Source organism: Pseudomonas sp. GW823-FHT04A03, from assembly GCF_058796615.1.
On the sequence record NZ_JBXAIV010000001.1, the window covers coordinates 658,979 to 681,180 of the forward strand.

Below are 22,202 nucleotides of genomic sequence, written 5' to 3' on the forward strand. Positions count from 1 at the left end.
ACAAGACTTCACGCTCAAAAACCGGATAATGGCGGCCAATTTGTTTAGCCCGCTATTCTGGTAACCCGCATGGAAATCAAGGTCAATTTTCTCGACAACCTCCGACTCGAAGCCAAGTTCGATGACTTCACGGTGGTGGCCGACCAACCGATCCGTTACAAGGGCGACGGCTCTGCACCGGGTCCGTTCGACTATTTCCTGGCGTCGTCGGCCTTGTGCGCGGCTTACTTCGTAAAGTTGTACTGCAGCACCCGCAATATCCCGACCGAAAACATTCGTCTGTCGCAGAACAACATTGTCGACCCGGAAAACCGCTACAACCAGATCTTCAAGATCCAGGTCGAGCTGCCGGCGGACATCTCCGAGAAGGATCGCCAGGGCATCCTGCGCTCGATCGACCGTTGCACGGTGAAGAAGGTGGTGCAGGCCGGGCCGGAGTTCGTGATCGAGGAAGTCGAGAACCTTGACGCCGATGCCCAGGCCCTGCTGATGCCGGCGTCCACGTCCGGCGCGGGCACCTGCATTGCCGGCAAGGACCTGCCGCTGGAACAGACCATCGCCAACATGTCGGGGATTCTGGCCGACCTCGGCATGAAGATCGAAATCGCTTCGTGGCGCAACATCGTGCCTAACGTCTGGTCGCTGCACATCCGCGATGCGCAGTCGCCGATGTGCTTCACCAACGGCAAGGGCGCGACCAAAGAGGGCGCGCTGGCATCGGCGCTGGGCGAGTTCATCGAGCGGCTCAACTGCAACTTCTTCTACAACGATCAGTTCTGGGGCGAAGAGATCGCCAATGCCGAGTTCGTGCATTACCCGGACGAGCGCTGGTTCAAGCCCGGCGCCAAGGATGAGCTGCCTGCGGAAATCCTCGACGAATATTGCTTGGGCATTTACAACCGCGACGGCGAACTGCGCGGCTCGCACCTGTACGACACCAACTCCGGCAACACCCAGCGCGGCATCTGCTCGCTGCCGTTCGTGCGCCAGTCGGACAACGAGGTCGTGTACTTCCCGTCCAACCTGATCGAAAACCTGTTTCTCAGCAACGGCATGAGCGCCGGCAACACCCTGGCTGAAGCTCAGGTGCAGTGCCTGTCAGAAATCTTCGAGCGGGCGGTCAAACGCGAAATCCTCGAAGGCGAAATGGCCCTGCCGGATGTGCCGCAAGAGGTGCTGGCGAAGTACCCGGGCATCCTCGCGGGGATCAAGGCGCTGGAAGAGCAGGGCTTCCCGGTGCTGGTCAAGGACGCGTCGCTGGGCGGTGAATTCCCGGTGATGTGCGTGACGCTGATGAACCCGCGCACTGGCGGCGTATTCGCCTCGTTCGGCGCGCACCCGAGCTTCGAAGTGGCGCTGGAGCGCAGCCTCACCGAGTTGCTGCAGGGCCGCAGCTTCGAAGGCCTCAACGATCTGCCGCAGCCGACCTTCTCGGGCCAGGCCGTGACCGAGCCGAACAACTTCGTCGAGCACTTCATCGATTCCAGCGGCGTGGTGTCGTGGCGCTTCTTCAGTGCCAAGGCCGACTTCGAATTCGTCGAGTGGGACTTCTCCGGCAATGGCGAAAACTCCAATGCCGAAGAGGCCGCAACGCTTTTCGGCATCCTCGAAGACATGGGCAAGGAAGTCTACATGGCGGTCTACGAGCACATCGGCGCCAAGGCGTGCCGCATTCTGGTGCCGGACTATTCGGAGATCTATCCGGTAGAAGACCTGATCTGGGACAACACCAACAAAGCGCTGCAATTCCGTGCCGATATCCTCAACCTGCACAACCTGAGCAAAGTCGGCCTGCGCAACCTCGCCAAAGGCCTGGAACACAGCGAGCTGGACGATTACACCGACATCACCACGCTGATCGGCATCGAGTTCGACGACAACACGCCATGGGGCAAGTTGACCATTCTCGAACTGCGCTTGCAGATCTATCTCGCCTTGCAGAAGTACGAGCAGGCCAAGGATCTGGTCGAGGCCTTCCTGCAATACAACGACAACACCGTTGAGCGCGGCTTGTTCTATCAAGCGGTCAACGTGGTGCTGGAAATGGAGCTGGACGAAGATCTGGAGCTGGAAGACTACGAAGCCAACTTCCGCCGCATGTTCGGCGACGAGCGCATGGACGCGGCGATCGGCTCGGTCAACGGCAGCGTGCGCTTCTACGGCCTGACGCCGACCAGCATGAAGCTGGAAGGGCTGGATCGCCATCTGCGTCTGATCGAAAGCTACAAGAAACTGCACGCAGCGCGGGCCAGCTTCGCGGGTTGATTCCATTGGCGGCACGTACAAAAAAAGCACCTTCGGGTGCTTTTTTCGTTTTCAGGCCAGACGCGTATCAGCGTGATCGCTCACGCACCCAGTGCGCCAGATCCTCTGGCGCCAAAGGACGGGAGAACACATTGCCCTGGGCTATCGGGTAACCCAGCGCTCGAAGAATGTCCCGCTGCCCGGCACTTTCAACCCCTTCGGCGACGATGTTCAGTTGCAGGCTCTTGCAGATCCCGGCAATCGATTGGGCCAGCGTCCGTGCACTTTCGCTGGTTTCGAGATCGTCGATAAAGCTCTTGTCGAGCTTGATGGCATTGACGGGCAGTCGCAGCAGATAACTGAGGCTGGAATAACCGGTTCCAAAGTCGTCGATGGACAGGCTGACACCGGATTGACGGACTTCGCTGATCACCGAGATGACCGTGTCGGTGGCGTCGAGGATGAAGTCCTCCGTGACTTCCAGGGTCAGACAGGAGGGCGGGAGCCCGTACTGTGCCAGCAGCGTTTCGATGAGTTCGATAATGGCCCGGTCGCGAAAGGCGATGGGGAAAATGTTGACCGAGATCTGCGGCACCTCGACCCCGGCGTCGCGCCATTGCGCCATTTGCCGGCAGGCTTCGGTGAGCACCCATTGGTTGAGCCTTGGCATCATTCGGGTGTCACGCACCAACGGAATGAAACGGTTGGGCGGGATGCTTCCAAGCTCCGGATGAGACCAGCGGGCCAGCGCCTCGACACCAAACAGCTGGTTGCCGTCGAGCATCATCTGGGGCTGGTAATGCAGCGTCAGCTGATCGGACACCAGAGCCTGCTTGAGGGCCATGCTCAACGTCAGTTGGTCGTCGGTTGAATCAACCACCACCGGATCAAACACTTCGATGGCTTGTCGACCTGCGGACTTGGCCTTGTACATCGCTTGATCGGCATGCAGCAGCAACGCCTGAATATCATTGCCGTGATCCGGATAAATGCCGATACCAATACTGGCAGAAGGCGAGACGCTGACATCGGCCAACATCATCGGCTCCGAGAGCTGGCTGATCATGCGTTCCGAAAAGGCAATCGCCTGTTCAGCGCTGGAAGGGGACAGAATAATGACGAACTCGTCCCCCGAAAGACGGCTGACAACATCATTGCCCCTCACGGAAGACTGAAGCCTTCTAGCGATTTCAGACAACAGCAAGTCCCCAGCGGCATGGCCGAGTGAATCGTTGATCTGCTTGAACTTGTTGATGTCGATGAACAACACGGCCAGGGATGATTGCGAACGCTGGGCGTTGGCGATCATCGTGTTGGCTTTCATCATCAACAGCCGTCGATTGGGCAACAGGGTCAGGCTGTCGTAATAGGCCAGCCGTTCGATATCGTGAATAAAACTGTCGCGCTCCAGAGCCAGTGCGCACAACTTCAGACTGGTTTGCAGCAACCGTTGATGTTGCGCCGCAGGGAGGTGGTTTTCGCGGTAGTAAAAAGTGAACGTGCCAAGTGTTCGCCCATTGTTGGAGCGAATGGTGTTGACCCAGCCGGCCGTGAAACCCAGCGATTGCGAAAGGTGCGGATCAACGCATTCGCCGTCGTAAGACCCTGGGTCGGTGAAGTTCAGCATGATGCTTTCTTTGGCATCCATTTTTTGCAGGATGGAACGCTCGGCGAGACTTTCCAGCGACTGAAGCAGTCCGTCCGGCAAGTTGAATTCGGCAATCAGCGGCAGGCAACCGCGCTCATCGAACTGGCGGATGGAAACGCCGATTTCCGGCGCGATACGGCCGATCTCCAGACACAACAACTGCATGACATCGCCCAAAGGTTCTTCACGGGCCATGGCACTGAGTACCTTGAACTGCAACTCGTCATTCATCTTGGCTTCGGTGATGTCCGTCACAATGGCCACCACGTCCTGCTGAACACCCTGCGGGTCGAGTACCGGATTAGCGACCACGCGAACCCACAGCGGTTGTTTTGATTTGTTGTAGACCAGTAACTCTGTGGTGTGACTTTCTCCCTTCTGGATACTGCTTCTGAACGAGAGAACGGTTTGCGTATCCGTATGGCGGCCGTAAAACACCTGGTCTGGCTTCTTGCCCACCAGATCGGCTGTTTCATAACCCAGCATGCGCACAAAACCTTCGTTGACGTAGGTAATGACGCTGTTTGAATCCGTGACGATGATGGCGCTGTCCGTCCGGTTGACGGCAATTTTCAACAGTCGGCTTTTCTCGACTTTCTTGATGACGTACAGCAGGAAAAACGTGGTGGCCAACACCAGCAGAAGTATCATCGCCGCTGCCGCGATGTATATCCTGAAGCGATCGCCCATGGACTGAAGTGAAGTCTGGCTGATGTTGTTGCCGTACTTGATGAAGTTCTTCTGTTCCTGCAGAAGTTGCTCTTGAATCTCTTGTACCGGTTGCGCAAGTGCCCATTGCACGTTGCCGGCGCCCGTGTACTGAACCAGACGATGTAGCACGTTCACGTAGCGTGAATACACGTCTTTTAATGCCTGGACCCGCACATGGTTTTCTTCGTCCACCCGGGTGCGTGTGAGAAACCGGTCGAACGATTCATTCGCCAGGATCAATTCCATACGCGCGTGTTGCACCATGTCCTGCGGAACCGTATTGAACAGGACGATGCGGGTGTTGGCGCGCGACAGGGAGAGGCGTGCTTCCATCAAGTGCTGAACGGTCTCCGCCACCGCATCCACCTGGTCGACGGCCACACTTGAAAGGTTCCCGATGCTGGATTGGTTGCTGGTCGCTAACCAGAAGCTGAGGACTAACGTTGCACATTGAAAGACCAGTGCTGTCGTCAGGATCGTTTTCAAACCATGAGGCGGTGCAAACTTGCGAAGCAAAAAATCCTCCTCTGTCCCGGACAGCCAGGAAAGGGTTGGCGAAAGTGAGCGTCCATGCAAAAAGTGCCGGGATGGCGGTTCGTGATCAGGCGGAAGGGGACTCAGTGTTCGGGGTTGTACCGGCGTTTTTCAGGGCGAGACGTGTCGCAGATTTTTTCTTCAAGAGAACACTGTCTTCACAGAATTGATGGCCAGGGGCTATTAAGGCGGCGAAGCTTATAAGAAAGTCATGTTTGAATGAAATGGCCGAACGGTGGCTGCGAGCGTTATTTTTTCTGCCGTTATTGGCCGAGCAGTCAGGAAAGTTAATAAAAGTTCTTTGGCACTAAACGGTTATAGCAGCCTGTCTGACAATCGGTCATTAACGTTTTTCAAGCTCTGTTTTTTCAGTCGCGGAGAGTGTTTTAACCCTTGCGAGATGATTATTCATAACAATGATTATCGTCTGAGTCAGTTTCCCCATAATCCACGAACAAAAAAAGCACCCGAAGGTGCTTTCCTGTTTAACGCCTAGTCGACAAATGTTGGCGTCAGAGCGCAGCTTTCACCTGCAATCCAAACACCAATGCATTGTCGATGTCCTTTCCGGAAAACGCGCCCGGCTCGATGATGTACTGCATATTCGGGCGCAGCGTCAGCCAAGGCGTGGCCTGATAACCGTAACCGAGTTCGATCAATTGCTCGGCACTGTCCAGGTTTGGAAACGCTGCGCCATTGTTCAGCGCTGCGTCTTGCTGAACGTCGCGGCTGCGCGGGTTCGGTACCGCGCGGCCGTAGCCCAGCGCAACGGTGTCACGAGGGCGGCCTTCGAAAGGTTTGTACAGAACCAGGCCGGTGCCGTACCACTTGCTGAATGGCGAAGCTGCTTCGCTGGCGGCCGAGTATTGGCCGAAGGCGTGCAGGCTGCGACCTTCGGAGGTGTCCGAGGCCCAGACGGCCTGGTCGATCAGGACGTAATGACCGCCGCGTCCGGACACTTCCTTGTCACTGCCGATGCGTTTCACATCGGAGCTGTCGTAGTAATAACCGACCTTGTATTCGCCGGGCAGTTTGCCTGCCTGCTTGTAGACCAGTTCGATCGGCACCACGGTGCCGGTGGTGTGTTTCGGGCCCAGGTGCCAGGCGCGGCTGGAATTACCGTTGCTTTGCGGGTCGACGTTGAACGCGGCCACCCGCAGTTGCCAGGCAGGGGAGAGGTCATATTTCACCCGCACACCCAGGTGGGCGTTGGGGTAGTTGGTCCAGCCGCTGCCACCGGACATGTTCAGCGGGTGACCGCAGAAACCGGCGTTCATGAAGTTGCAGAGAATGCCGCTGTCCAGCCCGCCGAGGTCGTTGCCCATGGCCATGTAGCCGAGTTTGACGTTCAGCGCCGGGGTGAACAGGCTGCGCTCGTAGCTCAGCTCGGTCAGGCGGGTGTAGAGGCCGCCGTAGTTTTCCTGGATCGGCAGACGGTTGCCGACCAGATCTTCCGAGGCACTGTTGCCGCGTCGGTCGTTGATGCTCAGCTGTATCTTGCCGGCGTTATCGACGCCGTACAGTTTGCTCAGGTCGAACTGCGCACCGAGCTTGATGTTTTGCGAGTAACGCGCCGAGCGATGCAGGCCGCCGTCGGCGTTGTAGGCGGTTTCACCGGTGTAGTCGCCGGTGAACTTGATGCCGTCTTCATCGAGCTGGTGGCGCAGGCCGCCCCAGTCGCCGGTCAGGGTGTTGCGGGTGAACACGTTCGAATCGGTATCGGCGAGGGCGGGCAGGGCAGCGCCGCAGGTGAGACCGAACAGCATGCCGGTGAAGACCCCGGCGTGGGAAAAGCGAACAGCCAATGACATTGGTGAAATCCAGAGCGAAGGACATGAAACGACGCGGCACCCGAAGGTGCCGCGCACAAGTGAAGTGAAGGAGGGCGCTGCGGTTTACGGCAGGGCGTATGCCATCACGTAGTCGCCACGGTCGGTCGACTGACGAGCGCCGCCGGCGGTGATGACCACGTATTGCTTGCCGGTTTTCGGCGACACATACGTCATCGGGCCGCCCTGGCTGCCGACTGGCAGACGTGCTTTCCAGACTTCTTCACCGTTACCGCTGTTGAACGCGCGCAGGTAGAAGTCCTGGGTGCCGGCGATGAAGATCAGGCCGCCCTGGGTCGACAGGGTGCCGCCGAGGGTTGGCAGACCGATCTTGATCGGCAGGTGCATGCGGATGCCCAGCGGGCCGGTGTCTTCAACGGTGCCGACCGGAACCTGCCAGGCGACTTTCTGGGTTTTCATGTCGATAGCGGTCAGCGTACCGAACGGCGGGGCCTGGCACGGAATGCCGGCAACCGACAGGAAGCGGTTCTTGTTCACCGCGTAAGGCGTGCCTTTCAGCGGAACGGCGCCCATACCGGTGTTCAACGCTTCGCCACCGGAAGTTGCCTTGCCTGTGTTCTGCGACGGGATCATCTGAATCCACAGACCCAGGCGCATGTCGTTGACGAAGATGAAGCCGTGCACCGGGTCAGTTGAGATGCTGCCCCAGTTCATGCCGCCCAGCGAACCCGGGAAACTCAGGGATTTGTCAGTACCCGGCGCGGTGTACAGCCCGTCGTAACGCATCGACTTGAAGTCGATCCGGCACAGCAACTGGTCGTACGGCGTGGCGCCCCACATGTCCGACTCGGTCAGGTGCTGGGCACCGATCTGCGGCATGCCCACCGATTTCGGTTGGGTTGGCGAGTAGGGTTCGTTCGGAATGTTCGACGCCTTGACCGGTACTTCTTTAACGTCGGTCAACGGTTTGCCGGTGGCGCGGTCGAGCACGTAAATCTGCCCGGCCTTGGTGCCGATCACCACCGCCGGAACGGTTTTACCGTCCTTGGTGAAATCGATCAGGCTCGGTTGCATCGGCAGGTCGAAGTCCCAGAGATCGTTGTGCACGGTCTGGTAGACCCACTTTTCTTCGCCGCTGTTGGCGTCCAGCGCCAGGATCGAAGCGCCGTAGGTGTGATCGAGTTTGTTGCGTTCAACACCGTAGATGTCGGTGGACGAACTGCCCATCGGCAGGAAGATCGTGTTGGTCGCCGGGTCATAGGACATCGGCGCCCAGCTGTTCGGCGTGCTGCGCACGTAGGTGCTGCCGTCTGCCGGTGCCTTTTTATCCTGCGGGTTGCCCGGGTCGAACGCCCAGCGCATGGCGCCGGTCATTACGTCGAAGCCACGGATCACGCCGCCCGGCATGTCGGTCTGCACGTTGTCAGCCACACGACCGCCAACCACCACGGTGGTGCCGGCCATCAGCGGCGCGGAGGACAGTTGGTAGTAGCTGTCCGGAACATCACCCAGACCGGCCTTCAGATCCACCTGGCCGTTGGTGCCGAACCCCTGGCAGAACTCGCCGGTGTCGGCATCGACTGCGATGAGGCGGGCGTCGATGGTGTTGGTCAGCAGACGACGTGTGCAGTTGGCTGCGGGTGCTGGTTGAGCTTCTGAAACCGGCGAACTGGCCGGTTTGGCGACGGCAGCGCTGGCGTCGAAATACGCCATGCCACGGCAACGCTGCCAGACTTTGGACTGAGCGTTGATCGCGTTTTTCCAGAGTTCTTTACCGGTATCGGCATCCAGTGCAATCAGGTTGTTGTGCGGGGTGCAGATGAAGACTTTGTTGCCGATCTGCAGCGGAGTCAGCTGGTCTTCGGCGCCGTTGCCGTCGCTCTCGGCGATGTCGCCGGTGTGGTAGGTCCACGCGACTTTCAACTTGTCGACGTTACTGCGATTGATCTGGTCCAGCGCGGCGAAGCGGCTACCGCCTTCGGTATTGCCGTAATGCGCCCAGTCTTTCTGCGCTTTTTCCGGTTCGACCGGGGTGAGGCCCGGGCCGGTGCCGGTTGGGGCGACGGTCGGGTGCGCGACGAACATGTTGCCGGCAGCCACGGCCAGTCCAACCGCCAGAACAGCGGCGACACCGTAGGCACCACGACCCGCAACGCCGCCATTGGCGCGTTTGAGCAGCGGATAGACCAGCGCAACTACCAGACCCACGGCGCTGAACATGAACAGACGCGAGAACACCGGCCAGAACACCAGCCCTGCGTCGATGACCGCCCAGATCGCCGTCCCAAGCAGGAACGCTGCGAACAGCCAGGCGCCGGCAGGCTTGCGGCGTGCGATCAGCAGACCGGAAATGGCCATCGCCAGACCACCCACCAGGAAGTACCAGGAGCCTCCCAGGCTGACCAATTTCACACCGCCAACGGCCAGTGCCAGGCCGAGCAGGGCGATGATCACGCCCAGCCCGACCAGAATGAATGTTGATATGCCCGAGAGGCGTTGACTCTGCTTCACGTTGAATGTCCCGTTGAAATGAGGGGGGCATTATATAATTAGGTAACTACCTAGTTAAATCACTAATTCAGAATGAAAGGAGTTTTCGCGCTAAATGGTGCGACGAATCGACGCTGGCCTTGTCATCGCGGCCCCTCAGGGAATATTGAAGCGGTGGAGAAGTCTTCTATTTGCCAGCAGATATGGAATTTATGACAGGTTGATCAGGCTTGGTGGTTCCCGCCGGACGGAATCGGCGGGAACGGTATTGGCTGCGGGCGAGGTGAGGGCTTAGCTAATCATCACCTCATCCAGTGCCTGCTCAAGCGTGCTGACCGTATGCTCGATGTTGTGAAGTTTTTCGAGTCCGAACAGACCGATGCGGAAGGTCTGGAAGTCGGCCGGCTCGTCGCATTGCAGCGGCACCCCGGCGGCGATCTGCAGGCCGTGGCTGGCAAATTTCTTACCGTTTTTGATATCGGCATCATCGGTGTAGCTCACCACGACGCCTGGGGCCTGAAAGCCGGCTGCGGCCACGCTTTTGAAGCCTTTGCCGGTCAACATGGCGCGCACCCGATTGCCCAGAACCTGCTGGTCGTCGCGGACCTTTTCGAAACCGTAGGCTTGCGTCTCTTTCATTACGTCGTTAAACCGCGCGAGAGAATCGCTGGGCATGGTCGCGTGGTAGGCATGTCCGCCCTGTTCGTAGGCCTGCATGATCTGCAGCCACTTTTTCAGGTCGCAGGCGAAGCTGCTGCTTTGCGTCTGCTCGATGCGTTCGAGGGCCAGAGCACTGAACATCACCAGGGCGCAGCAAGGGGAGGCGCTCCAGCCTTTCTGCGGTGCGCTGATCAGCAGGTCGACGGCGCATTTGTGCATATCAACCCAAAGCGTGCCGGAAGCGATGCAGTCCAGCACGAACAAACCACCTACCGCGTGCACGGCGTCGCCGACGGCCCGCAGGTACTCGTCGGGCAGGATAATCCCTGAAGAGGTTTCAACGTGGGGGGCGAAGACAATCTGCGGCCTCGAAGCCGCAATGGCTGCCAGCACTTGGTCCAGAGGCGGCGGGGCGTAGGCAGCCTGGCGACCCGTTTCGACCGGCCGGGCTTTCAGCACCGTAGTGGCCGCCGGGATGTTGCCCGTCTCAAGAATCTGGCTCCAGCGATAGCTGAACCAGCCGTTGCGTATCACCAGACATTGCTGGCCGGTGGCGAACTGGCGTGCCACCGCTTCCATGCCGAATGTGCCGCTGCCCGGAACCACCGCAACCGCCTCGGCGTTGTAAACCTGTTTAAGCGTCTGGGAAATGTTCTTCATCACGGCCTGAAATGACTGCGACATGTGGTTGAGCGAGCGGTCGGTGTAAACCACCGAGTACTCGATAAGCCCTTCAGGATCGATTCCGGGGTATAGCTTTGACATGGGGTGGCTCCTTATGTGATTCCCTGGCAGTCAAAAGGTCTGGCGAACATCATTGGGAAGCAAGTCTAGGCAAAGGGTAGGGATGAGCTGATTGAATTGCAGAAATGAGGATAGAGTGCTCATCAATGCCTCAATCGTTGCGTGAAAAATGAATCGTCCGCTGTTTATTTCTCTGGATGGGCCAAAAGGAACTGGCAAAACCACATTATTGGAGGCGGTTACGGCAGTACTGAGGGCCGACAGCAAGAAAGTCATCCGGCTTTGCGAGAGAAAAAGCGATCCTTACCGGGGTGCCACGATGGCCCTCGTTAACGAACTTGCCAGAAATCCCTCCCGGGATCTGGAGTGGGCTGTGTGTCAGCGCTTTGCTGATAGCCGTAGCTGGATCTCCCGGAACGTGCTGACTGAACAGCCGCTGGACAGCATTATCCTGATCGATCGCTGGTATCCGTCTGACGCCGCGTTTCGCCATACCGTCCCGTTTGCGGAGATTCTCCAGTTGAACCTTGAGCGAAACGTACAGGTGCCAGATCTGCATGTCGGCGTCGTCACCACGCCGGATATTTCATGGACCAGGGCAACGGCACGATCCAGAGGACTGGGCGGTACTGTGATTCAAAAGCACGCAGAGCATGTCGCATGTACGGAGATGTTCGAGCAAGCGGCTGCCGATCACGACTGGGTTTTGTGCCGTAATGAAGGAACGATCGAAGGCGCTACGATGCAGGTGGTTTCCGAGATCTATAAATTGTTTAGCTGATTGCCGAGGTGGATCACCTGAGGTTTAGGCAGGGGTTGGTAAATTTCCGCCCAGACACATTATTTAACATAATATACATTACACGTAACAAGATATTACCAAGTCAGCCCGGTTGCGCACACCATTTCAATCTCCAGCGTCGCTCTCAAATGGCCTGACCCTTGATGCCTGCCCATCTCTCTATTTGAAATGTGCCGCTCTCAATCCTCATCACGCGTCAGCTTTTCAATCAGCGCTCGATGCTGCGGATATTGCGCTGTGAGTTTCTGCCGATTTCCCATTTCCATATCCGCGAAATCAAACCCTGGTGAAACGGCCTCGCTGATCAAACCAAATCCGTTCTCGCCATTCAGCAACCTGGAGGCTTTCCAGATTCCGCCCGGTACGTGCAATTGCAGTTGGTGGCCGGCCAGAACATCGCTGCCCATCACCAAAGTCTGCAGCGAACCGTCAGCGTGAATCAGGCTGTACTCGATGGCGTCGCCCAGATGGAAATAATGCAGGATGTCTGACTGGTTGAAATGGAACTGGCCAACCGGTGAATCTTCAGTCAACAGGTAGTAAATCGACGTCATCAGATAGCGCGGCCCGCTCGTGGTTTCGAGCATGTCGCGGTGGTCGGCCTGGTAGGTTCTGCGAAAAAATCCTCCTTCGACGTGAGGTTCAAGGTCCAGTGATGCAATCAGGTTCGACGCAGTAATCGGGCGTGGATTCATGACCTGCTCCATTCATTTTCAATACAGTCTGTAATAACTCGACTAAACGGTCATTTAGTGTAGTTATCGGAATATCACCGACCACGGATCAGACCACTCAATGCCAGTTGGCAGCAATCACCGGAGCCAGTGCTGTCTGGTAGGCTGCCGGCAATGTCGTTTGTCCACTTGCCGGAGGTGCGAAGGCTGCCATGGCGGTGACAAGATTATTGACTTGAGTGTCGAGCAGCACCTTTCCTCCCGACGCCGTAAATTGTTCAACATGGTGTTCGTTGCCCAGATACCAGTCCTGTATGAGCAACTGATCGGTCTTGCCGATGACGCTGACTTCCAGATCATTCTCGACCCGGCGAAACCAGAGATTTTCTGCGGCGGCTGAAATTGATGCGACATCGACATCGCCGGCCAGAGACTCTGTCTCTATGATCCGGTCGCGACCACCACCGGCGGTCAACAGATATCTGTCGCTGCCGGTCCCCCCTGCCAGAACATCATTTCCGGCCAAGCCATTGAGGATGTCGTCACCCGCCTGCCCGATCAGGGTGTTGGCCGCGCCATTGCCCAGGACAATGTTCGCAAGAGCATTACCGGTTCCGTTGATTGCGGCACTGCCCGTCAGCGTCAACCTTTCAACATTCTCCGGTAATACGAAGGAAACTCCGGCACGAACGTAATCATTGCCTTCGTTTGCCTTTTCAATAATCACATCCGTCGCAGTACTGACTTCATAAGTATCATCACCATATCCGCCAATCAGCGTGTTGCGCCCTGCTCCGCCGGAAAGGGTGTCATTTCCGTAGCTGCCTTCCAGCTTGTCATCACCCGCACCTCCTGTCAGAACCAGCGGCTCGTATACCTCGCCTTTCCAGGCCGCGACCAATAGAGGTTGCAAAGCGTTTTTCAGATCTGGCGAAAGGGTTGTCTGCCCGAGCGGGGGCAGTGCCAGGCCGGCCATCGCCTGAACCAGTGTTTCGACTTGTGCCGCTAACAGTGTGCCGCCATTGGAAGACACAAACGCCTCGACCCGATAACGGTCACCGAGATACCAGTTGGTGACAACCACACCGTCGAGAGTGCCGATAATGCTGACCTCCAAGTCATCCCCCATGCGTCTGAACCAAAGCTGACTGGCCAACACAGAATTGGTGAACGCTACCGTGTCGAGATTCTCGCCCGGATCGTTTTCAACCACGCGGTCTTTACCGTTGCCTCGGGCAATCACGTAGCGATCATTTCCTGCGCCACCCACCAGTACATCGTCACCCTCATACCCATTGAATATATCGAGGCCGCCTTCGCCTCGCAGGGTATTGCTGGCAGCGTTACCGAAGAGAATGTTGTTGCCGTTGTTACCAGTGCCGTTGATCGCTTCAGTACCTGTCAGGGTCAACATTTCGACATATTCAGGCAGGACAAAACTCACCGAGGACTTGATCGCGTCGGAGCCGCCATCCACCGCTTCAATCACCGAATCATCTACGCTGGAAACGATATAAGTGTCATTGCCGGCGCCACCGATCAGGATGTTTGCTCCGGAGCCTCCATTCAGTGTGTCGTTGCCGGCACCGCCGTCGAGGGTGTCGTCGCCGGCGTATCCGTTCAATACATCATCGCCAGTCTTGCCCATCAACACATCGTCCCCGGCACCGCCTTCCAGAGTATCGTTACCAGCGGTCCCCTCCCTGGTTATTCCCGGTGGTTTCGCGGCCGTCCAGTTTTCCTGGAATACCGGAGCCAACGCGCTTGCGAGCGTTGCGGAAAGGTTGAGTTGGCCGGCAGCCGGCAATGGCGACGCTGCCATGGCGTCCACCAGTTTCTGCACCCCTGCCGCCGTCAACGTTTTGCCATCGGCAGTCTTGAAGGCTTCGACTCGATACTGCGTGCCCAAAAACCAGTTTTCCACGACAACGTAATCATCGGTACCGATTATGCTCAACCGCAGGTCATTGCTGACTCGTTGCAACCAGAGTTGTTCAGCGATGATGTTTGCCGCGAACTGGACGACATCACGATTGCCAGCTGCCGCGTCACTTTCGACGATGCGGTCATGGCCATCTCCACGCCCGAACCAATAAACGTCGTTCCCGCTTCCCCCCACCAGTACGTCATTGCCTTCGTTGCCCGCCAGTACGTCATCGCCAGCGCCCCCTTCCAGGCGGTCATCACCCTGTGCGCCTGTCAGTTCGTTCGCGCCGGCGTCACCGGTGATCGTGTCGGCATAGGAGGAACCGATTACATTTTCAAAACCACTCAGGGTGTCCGTTCCGCCCTCACCGTTGCGTGCGGTCCCCGAAGCCAGATTGACGGCGATGGCCGATGACACGGTTCGATAGTCCAGCGTATCAATGCCTGCACCACCGGCGAGGATGTTGTTGCCTGCGCCTCCACTGATGCGGTCGTTGCCCCCTCCTCCGCTGATCTGATTGTCTTGACTGTCTCCCGTCAAATGATCAGCCAAAGCGCTGCCGAACATATTTTGCACATGCGTAAACCCGTCAAAGTCTCTCGGTGTGAGCGAGTCGAGCGTCACTTCAACGCCGTGCGCCAAACCTGAAAAATCGACCGTATTGATGCCCAAGAGGTTGTCATAGAGGGAAACATTATTGACGGCTACTCCGCTCAGTGTCAGCAGCGCCACTCCTGGCCTGAACGATAAGCGTGTCTGCCCGGATGTATCTTCATCCACGTAAAGAGTTTGAGAGCCTGGTGTCAGCAAGAGCCGGTCACCCGCCAGTCCGGCCTGGAAGTTATTCACTCGATGGCCCGTGGCGCCAGGCAGGTCAGTGAACACAAACGTGTCACGCCCCGCTCCGCCCGTCAGCACGTGTCCCGCGCCTGCTGCAGAAATCAGCAATCCACCGGCGCCGCCAGCCACCGCTCCGGCATTCCCCCCCGACACGAACTGCGTATTGGCATAACCGAGCATTGCCCCCACTGCAGCCGGTAATGCCTGAAGGCTTGCGGCCGCTGCGGCGTACGCGTTTTGCGCATTGGCCTGTGCGATCAGGATCGATGCCGCTTTGTTTCTATCCACCTCTGAAGCCCAGTCAAACCGGACGGTTTGCACGACATCGATCCAGACGCCTTCGCTTGGTTTCAAGACGTTGGTTGGAACAAATCGCTGAGTTGTCACCGTGCGGTTGGCCGGCAATACACTGCCCAACCGATCTCGATTGCGGGTTACGGCTTCTGCTGCAACAGACAACTGCGAGAGTGCGCTCTGATAAAGCGAAATCGCGTTGGCGAAGCCTTGTTCAAAAGCCGAAGCCGCCGATCTGGCGGACTGAATGCTTTTCTGATCGCGCGCGCTATTGGCCCCGATGGCCTGTCCCAAGGCAGATTGTCGAGCAGTGGCCGAAGAGGCAGCAGCTTGCCCGGCGGTTGTTGTCGCTGAAAGGGAACTGGCGATCAGACCCAGGTCCGCTACGGAAGCGCTGACTACTCCGACGCCTCGTTCGAGCCGGCTAGCCGGGATGGTAGTCGATTGTGGGGAGGACACTTCTATCGTTTGCTGGATATAAAAAGCATCGGGATTGAGCGCGGATATCCGTTCATAGCTCGTCACATAATTGGGGCGTCCCTGTAAAGGATTGGTCGAGTCAAAATTGTTCGCCGTCGAGATCACATACGTCTCGGCATCCGTGTTCGTTCGATAGCGATAACTGTTGAGACCAGGATTGAGATAGAACGAGGACACCTGACCGGACAATGCGCGGACATTAGCGTTGCTGTTGCTCAAAGCAGCGACCGCCGAGGCCGACTGATTGACTGCGGCGTTCGCCATGTTCGCGCCTTGCAGAACGCTGCCTGACTCAAAAAGACGGCGGGTCTCCAGCGCCACTCCGGTCACTGATGGCACCAAAGGCACATCAATAACTGCACTGAAGTAAGCGGCCAGTGAGGGGGCCTGCGCAATGGTTGCCGGATTCACTGGATCAAAGCCGGGGTTGGCCTGTTGCCACGCGGCTGTCGTTACGACCGCCAGTTCAGCTGCCTCCCGACTCAACTTCAAGCCGTTACTCAGCTCGATCGACGCCAGTTTTCGATAGTCGGCGACGAACCAGTCCTGAATGGAAACCTGATCGTGCGTACCCAGCACCGCGAGAATCAGGTTGTTTCCTTCACGCGACACCCACAGGTCACTCGCCTTGATACCTGCCTGCAACAGCAGAATGGAGCTGGGCCCTGCATTGCCTGATACACCGTTAAGCAATGAGTCCTGACCGTCGCCTCGATCAAACACGTACTTGTCATTCCCGCCAGCGCCGACCAGACGATCGTTACCTCGGCCGCCGATAAGGACGTTATTGACCGAGCTGCCGGTCAAGGTGTCGCGCCAGGCCGACCCGGTGACGTTTTCAATGCTGTAAAGCGTGCTGCCAAGACTGTCGCCGCCGGTAGACAGGTTTACGTTTACCGCCCCGCTCGCTTCGGCATAGCTGACCGCATCCGTCCCCGCATTACCGTCCAGCCAATAACCCGAGCCGGTGATCACAAAGGTGTCATTGCCGCTTCCACCCCGCAGAACCGATGCCCAATCCCCTCCGATCAACGTATCACCGTAGTTCGAGGCGGTAATTTCGTTCACATGTACCTGCCCGTCGAACAAGCCGTTTGCTCTCAGGCTCCGAACACCGGCCTGATTGAACTCGGCAAACGATATGGCACGAACACCACTGAAATTGGCATACAGATTCAATTCGCCAGCGTTCACGCCAAGCAGGTCGGCATAGCGCTGACCATCGGCAGTGCCGACTCGCACCCCCGATGAGAGGCTGGTAATTTTTGCGCCATCGCCCAATCCAAGAAGTTGAATCTGGTCACCGGCACTTCCTGCCTGAAAGCCCTGCAGAGTCACTTGGCCCGAGGCCAGACTGAGCAAAACATTGTCGACACCACCGTTGAGCTGAAACTGCTGTGCACCCTGGCCGGCCAGGATCAGGTTGTACGCGTTGCCGACCGTGATCGTACTGCCGCTTGCGCCAATATAGGCTTTGGCATAACCCGCCGATTGGGCAAACGCCCCCAGGGATGCATCGATCCCGACTTTCAAATCGCGGAACAATTGCAGAACCCCGGTATAAGCGGCAAAGGTGTCTGCTGCAAAACCGGCATCTTGAGGGGAAAAAAACGTATAACCGCCCGCCAGATGCCCCGTGTAAGACGTGTTGACCGGCACCAGCAAGTTTAACTCCGCACGCAGGTATTCCAGCTGCGCGGCGTAAGTTGTCCAGCCAGCGGCGGTATTCAGATACGACGTCGCGGCTGCCCCCCAGGAGGCGGCGGCCGCTGCGGCACTCGCCAGCGCCGCGGCACGGTTTGCAGGTGATGCAACCGCGTTGGCGACCAGCGCTGCGCTTTGTGCATTTGCGATGGCTGTCCCTCCAGCGTCGACTGACTGCAGCGTGGACAGAACCGTATTGTAGTAAGACGAACCCGATTGCATCAGCGCCATCACATCCTTCCCTGCACTGCTGCCACGCTGCACCGCCGGGTTCTCTCCGGCATGAGAGGTGATCAAAGTCGGGTCTTTCACCTTCAGCAACGGGTTGGGATTGCCTTGATACGTATGCGAACGTGGCGTGTTCATCCAGTTTTGCAATGTTGCAATCTGCGCCGTGAAATTCGGCGCTCTGGCTGCGAGCGCGATATTTACGCCTCGTGCTTGCCCCGCCGCCATCGCGGCATAGCCTTTTAAGGCGTAGTCGGCAAACAGCAGTGTGCCCGGACTGACAGACCCGATACTCGCAGCACTGCTCGCAAGCTGCTCGCTCAAGCCGACATCCGCCACTTCACGGCGAGTCCCATCGGCAAATGTGAAACGAGCCGACGAGTCGATCAGTCCGCCGGCCACTTGCCGACCATCATGGATCGAGTGCAGATCAATGGAGGCAATTCCCAGCGCCGACAAAGTCTTCAATTCGCCTCGCGAGGCGATGCCGTTCTGGTCGGCGTCTACCCAGACCTGGACACTATCGAAGTAACTGGTACCGGTTCGGGGATCAATCAGCGCGGTCTCGCGTGAAAATACCGAGCTTCCCGCCTGTGTCAGTGTGGCCAAAGCAGAGAACCCGTTCTGACCGGTGTGGACGGCTTGGCCTGGCGCAGCAAAGGACTCACCGAACCACTCGGCTGAACTGTCGACAGTCCCGTTGCCGTTGCTATCGAACACCAGAATTCCGTTCTCGGCGCCGACCCAACCCACCGCACTCTTGGTGCCATCGGCGTTATGGTCAAACACGGCATTGCTTTGCGAAGGCGCAATCAACTGAATGCCATTGCCGGTCAAGTCCAGCACCAGCGGCAAACTGTGCACCAAAGGCTCGTTGCCATAACCCAGGACTTGTACGTTGATCAGCGAGGGTGAACGGGTGTTCCAGCGTTGCTGAGCGGCTATCGCTTGCTGAACGGCCGCTGCCAGACTGGATGCCAATATCAGTGATGAGGGAATCGTGCCATTCAGGGCGATGGGGGCCCAGCGATCCGAGACAGCCGCCAACGCCAGGCGTTGCTGAAGATATTTCAACGACGAAGCATTATCGGCCGCCATCGAAACACCCTCGGCCGGTGTATTGAGCACAAGGTTTGTTTGCGACTGTTGCGACTGCATGGCAGTTGTCGTCGCCAGTCCGATCGTTTGCTGAGAGGTCTGGGACAGATAAGTGGCCAGACCCGCGTCATTGCCTGTGAAGGTTTTGCCGTTTTGAGTCCACGTCGTGCTGGCCGGTCTTCCGTCAAAACCATAGGTCTGCTCGACAGACAGACCGTTGGCATTGTTCCAGGCCACAGCCACGCCTTGCGCGGTTAGACGATAAGTTGCCGACAAGTCCCCATAGCTGTGCTGAGCAGACACATTTTGTTTGCCGACAGTAACGCTTGCCTCTTTCGGCACATTGATCAGTGTGACCCCGGCTATTTGTATTTCGACCCCGCTGCCCTTGTACAAAACAGAACTACTGCCGCCACCTGCCTGAGACAGCGGAATCGACAACTTGATATTTCCCTCTGCATCAATTTCGACACCACTGATGTCGTCGACTGAAATCTTTGTAATGTCTTTCAATAAAACCTTGAGGGCATTTTGATCGATAGCGCCAGATATGGCCGATGGCGCCACGCCGAAATAGTCAAGGGTGGTTTGCAGGTTTAAAGGATTGATCAGGTTTTTATTGGCCGCATCCATGGTGACTTTCAAAAACCCGGAGAGCGTTGCTTCATCAACTCGCTCCTGCCAGCGGCCAAAGTCTTCATTGGTGGTCGTGAACTGGGCGGTATTGGAGAGATAAACAGACTCGTAGTTTTTTCGGGTGACCTCCGAAGCCGTCAACAGATACTCGGCAGTGGCATTCAACCCTCCCGTGCGGTTCCCCCACATGGCCAACTCGGCAACAAATTGCAGGTCGAGGGCGTTTCGGTTCAAACCGCCAGGCCCGTCAGGATTCTTGGCTGCGGCGTCCAGCGCCACGTTTACATATTTTTCGATCAATAGCAGTTGTTTGGCGTCTGCCTCATCAACAAGATCGCGATGGGCCGACAAAGCCCTGTCAACCTGTGCCGTCTCATTGATGTTGAGCATGATTTTCTGACTGGCTTTTGAATAAAGGCTGTCAGCCTGAGCTTGAGTCAGTGCTCCGAGAGCAACTTCAGCATTCAAGATTCCACGAAAGGCCGTTTTAGCGATGCTGCTGTTGCCCACATCGTTCTGAAGCGCTCCAAAAGACAACCCGCTCAGGCCAGTGGAAACTGAGGACTTATAGGGGTCAGAACCACCGATTTCGGAGCTTGAAACGGATTTTTTCAGAAAATCGCGCAACTGCTGACTGTCGAGCACAGGCACCTCCTGGTGAACAGTAAAAAATAATTATGGTTACCTGCGCGCCGTCTCAGCCGCCGTAACAATGGTCATAAATAGTTTTCAACTTCCATTGATCTGAATCTTCAAACGACTCCAGCATTAAAAAATGCCCGACCATCACATCGTTGCAGACAAAAACGTGTTTCTTTTCCTGTTTGACTTCATAGCTGCAGACCGCGCCATAACTGTGATTGCCGTTGGCAACACCTGCGGGCAGGTCGTAAATGTCCGAACAACCCGTTAGTTCTCCGGCGTAACCTTTTCCATGCAGACTTTGATTGAATCCTGCTATCCGTTGAAGAATCTCCTGCGAACTTTCCAGCGTTCTTGCAACGGACTCATTACCGCTCCACTCCACCTCGCGGGATAACGCACTGCTGCAAAACACAGGCATCAGTAACAAGACCACTGCCGCCACGCCGCACTTGTTCATATTCCGTCCTTGATTGCAGTAATCGTCGGGGCATCAGCAAAGCGAGCGCTGACGATCAAAACGTCTATACAGATGAGACTGATCAGGCGGTTCACGACCGAACCAGCCGTTGCGAAAAATTCCGTGTAGCGAATGCAAGTCCTGCGCGCCCGTATCGCCAGCCGTCGACCATTAACGCTCGCGAATGCTTTCGTTGCCGTACTGAATCAGAGGATCCAGAAAGTACTCGATCACTCGACGCTTTCCCGTCTTGATCTCGGCAGTCACCGCCATGCCAGGCGCCAGACGAATGTTCGCGCCGTTCACGGCGATGGTTGAGCGCGCCATGGCGATGCGCATGGAATAGATCAACCCGCGCTTTTCGTCGTTGATGGCATCGCTCGACACTGAAGTCACGGTGCCTGGAACAACGCCGTACTTGGTATACGGAAAGGTCTCGACCTTGACCTCGGCTTCCTGATCGGGCTGTACAAAACCGACGTCCCTGTTCTGCAGAAAAGCCTCGATCTCGATGATGGTTTCTTCCGGCACGATCAGCATCAGTGGCTGAGCCGGGGTGACAACACCGCCCAATGTGCGGACTGCCAGCTGCTGAACAGTCCCGGATACCGGTGCAGTCAGCCGGGTAAGGTGGGCGGACTGCCGCGCCTTGATCAGATCTTGCTGCAGCAAGGCTATATGCTGGTTGCCCTCATTCAAACGCTCCAGATTTGTTTGTCGAACATCTGCCCGAAGGGTCTCGCCCTGCTGCCTGACTTGCGCGATAGAAGCCTCGATTTCCTTCAGGCGACTGCGTTGCACCGCCAGTTCGGACTCCTGTTCAATTCGTTCGCGCTCGCGTTCCAGATAGGTATTTCGCGCGACATATTGCTCAGCGACCAAGACTTTCAACGACTCGGCACGCTGCCGTGCAATGGGTGACGTTTTCTCTAACTTGCTGACCAGTACCCGCGTGGACTGGAGCTCGGCCTGACGGCCGGACAACTCTGCCCCAATACCGGTCAACTTGGCTTGCAGAGAGGAAAACTCTGCTTCGGCCAGTCGTTGCCCGTCGGCAAACGCAAGGGGATCGACTTCGGCGGGCGCCATCAGCGGCGTATGTTTGCCATTTATGGCGGCGAGCATGGCCTCTGCGCGGCCGACCTGCAAAGCCCAGGTCTGCAATTCGTTGACGATGCGCTGCGTTTCCGCACCCGCCACTGTACCGTCGAGTTCGATCAGTAAATCCCCCGCACGCACAAGCTGCCCCTCGCGTACATGAATGGCTTTGACAGTGGCCGTCCCCATTGGCTGTACCACCTGTGTGCCTTCACTCGGAATGATCTTGCCCTCAGCCGTCGCAACAATGTCGACCTGCCCCAGCGTCGACCAAAGCACCGCCAACAGGGCGAAGGTCATGAGCAACCACATCGCGACCCTCGGCGCAGGTGACAATGCTTTTTCCTGCAAGGACAGCGCGGCGGGCAAAAATTCAGCTTCCTCGGCATCATGCCGTTTACGCTCGCGGGATTTGCGCTGTCGCCAAGCCATTGTCCACACGACTTTATAGCGTCTGAGCAAGTCTCCCCAGGCGCGCAGGTTATGTCCCAGGTCCAT

General features: G+C 57.3%; 10 protein-coding genes. 2 read left to right on the forward strand and 8 right to left on the reverse strand.

From position 1 onward, the window contains the following. The first annotated feature begins 69 nt into the window (after positions 1-69). Positions 70-2,265, forward strand: a complete 2,196-nt coding sequence (locus tag AC1Q9F_RS02735) for an OsmC domain/YcaO domain-containing protein (RefSeq protein WP_115077956.1) — start codon at positions 70-72, stop codon at positions 2,263-2,265. 67 nt (positions 2,266-2,332) lie between these two features. Here the strand turns inward: AC1Q9F_RS02735 and AC1Q9F_RS02740 are convergent, their stop codons facing one another. The 4 genes from AC1Q9F_RS02740 to AC1Q9F_RS02755 form a co-directional block, all read right to left on the reverse strand. Then, the gene (locus AC1Q9F_RS02740; RefSeq protein WP_492619060.1) at positions 2,333-5,119 is read right to left on the reverse strand and encodes an EAL domain-containing protein; all 2,787 of its coding nucleotides are present in this window, start codon (positions 5,117-5,119) and stop codon (positions 2,333-2,335) included. 530 nt (positions 5,120-5,649) lie between these two features. Next, positions 5,650-6,948: a carbohydrate porin gene (locus tag AC1Q9F_RS02745; RefSeq protein WP_492619059.1), complete on the reverse strand. Its 1,299-nt coding sequence runs from the start codon at positions 6,946-6,948 to the stop codon at positions 5,650-5,652. A gap of 84 nt (positions 6,949-7,032) precedes the next feature. Continuing rightward, on the reverse strand, positions 7,033-9,438 hold the full coding sequence (locus AC1Q9F_RS02750; protein ID WP_492619058.1) for a glucose/quinate/shikimate family membrane-bound PQQ-dependent dehydrogenase: 2,406 nt from the start codon (positions 9,436-9,438) through the stop codon (positions 7,033-7,035). 270 nt (positions 9,439-9,708) lie between these two features. Beyond that, the gene (locus AC1Q9F_RS02755; RefSeq protein WP_492619057.1) at positions 9,709-10,842 is read right to left on the reverse strand and encodes an aminotransferase class V-fold PLP-dependent enzyme; all 1,134 of its coding nucleotides are present in this window, start codon (positions 10,840-10,842) and stop codon (positions 9,709-9,711) included. A 148-nt stretch (positions 10,843-10,990) separates the two neighbouring features. On the opposite strand from AC1Q9F_RS02755, the gene AC1Q9F_RS02760 reads away from it, so the two are divergent. Beyond that, complete coding sequence (locus tag AC1Q9F_RS02760) at positions 10,991-11,602, forward strand: dTMP kinase (RefSeq protein WP_492619056.1); 612 nt, start codon at positions 10,991-10,993, stop codon at positions 11,600-11,602. 200 nt (positions 11,603-11,802) lie between these two features. On the opposite strand, the gene AC1Q9F_RS02765 is transcribed toward AC1Q9F_RS02760, so the two are convergent. The 4 genes from AC1Q9F_RS02765 to AC1Q9F_RS02780 form a co-directional block, all read right to left on the reverse strand. Next, complete coding sequence (locus AC1Q9F_RS02765) at positions 11,803-12,318, reverse strand: cupin domain-containing protein (protein WP_207982753.1); 516 nt, start codon at positions 12,316-12,318, stop codon at positions 11,803-11,805. Positions 12,319-12,415: 97 nt separating this feature from the next. Then, on the reverse strand, positions 12,416-20,149 hold the full coding sequence (locus AC1Q9F_RS02770; RefSeq protein ID WP_492619055.1) for an SPM autocatalytic domain-containing protein: 7,734 nt from the start codon (positions 20,147-20,149) through the stop codon (positions 12,416-12,418). Between the two features lie 52 nt (positions 20,150-20,201). Then, the gene (locus tag AC1Q9F_RS02775) at positions 20,202-20,606 is read right to left on the reverse strand and encodes a hypothetical protein (protein ID WP_207982755.1); all 405 of its coding nucleotides are present in this window, start codon (positions 20,604-20,606) and stop codon (positions 20,202-20,204) included. A 171-nt stretch (positions 20,607-20,777) separates the two neighbouring features. Then, on the reverse strand, positions 20,778-22,202 hold the full coding sequence (locus AC1Q9F_RS02780) for an HlyD family type I secretion periplasmic adaptor subunit (protein ID WP_492619054.1): 1,425 nt from the start codon (positions 22,200-22,202) through the stop codon (positions 20,778-20,780).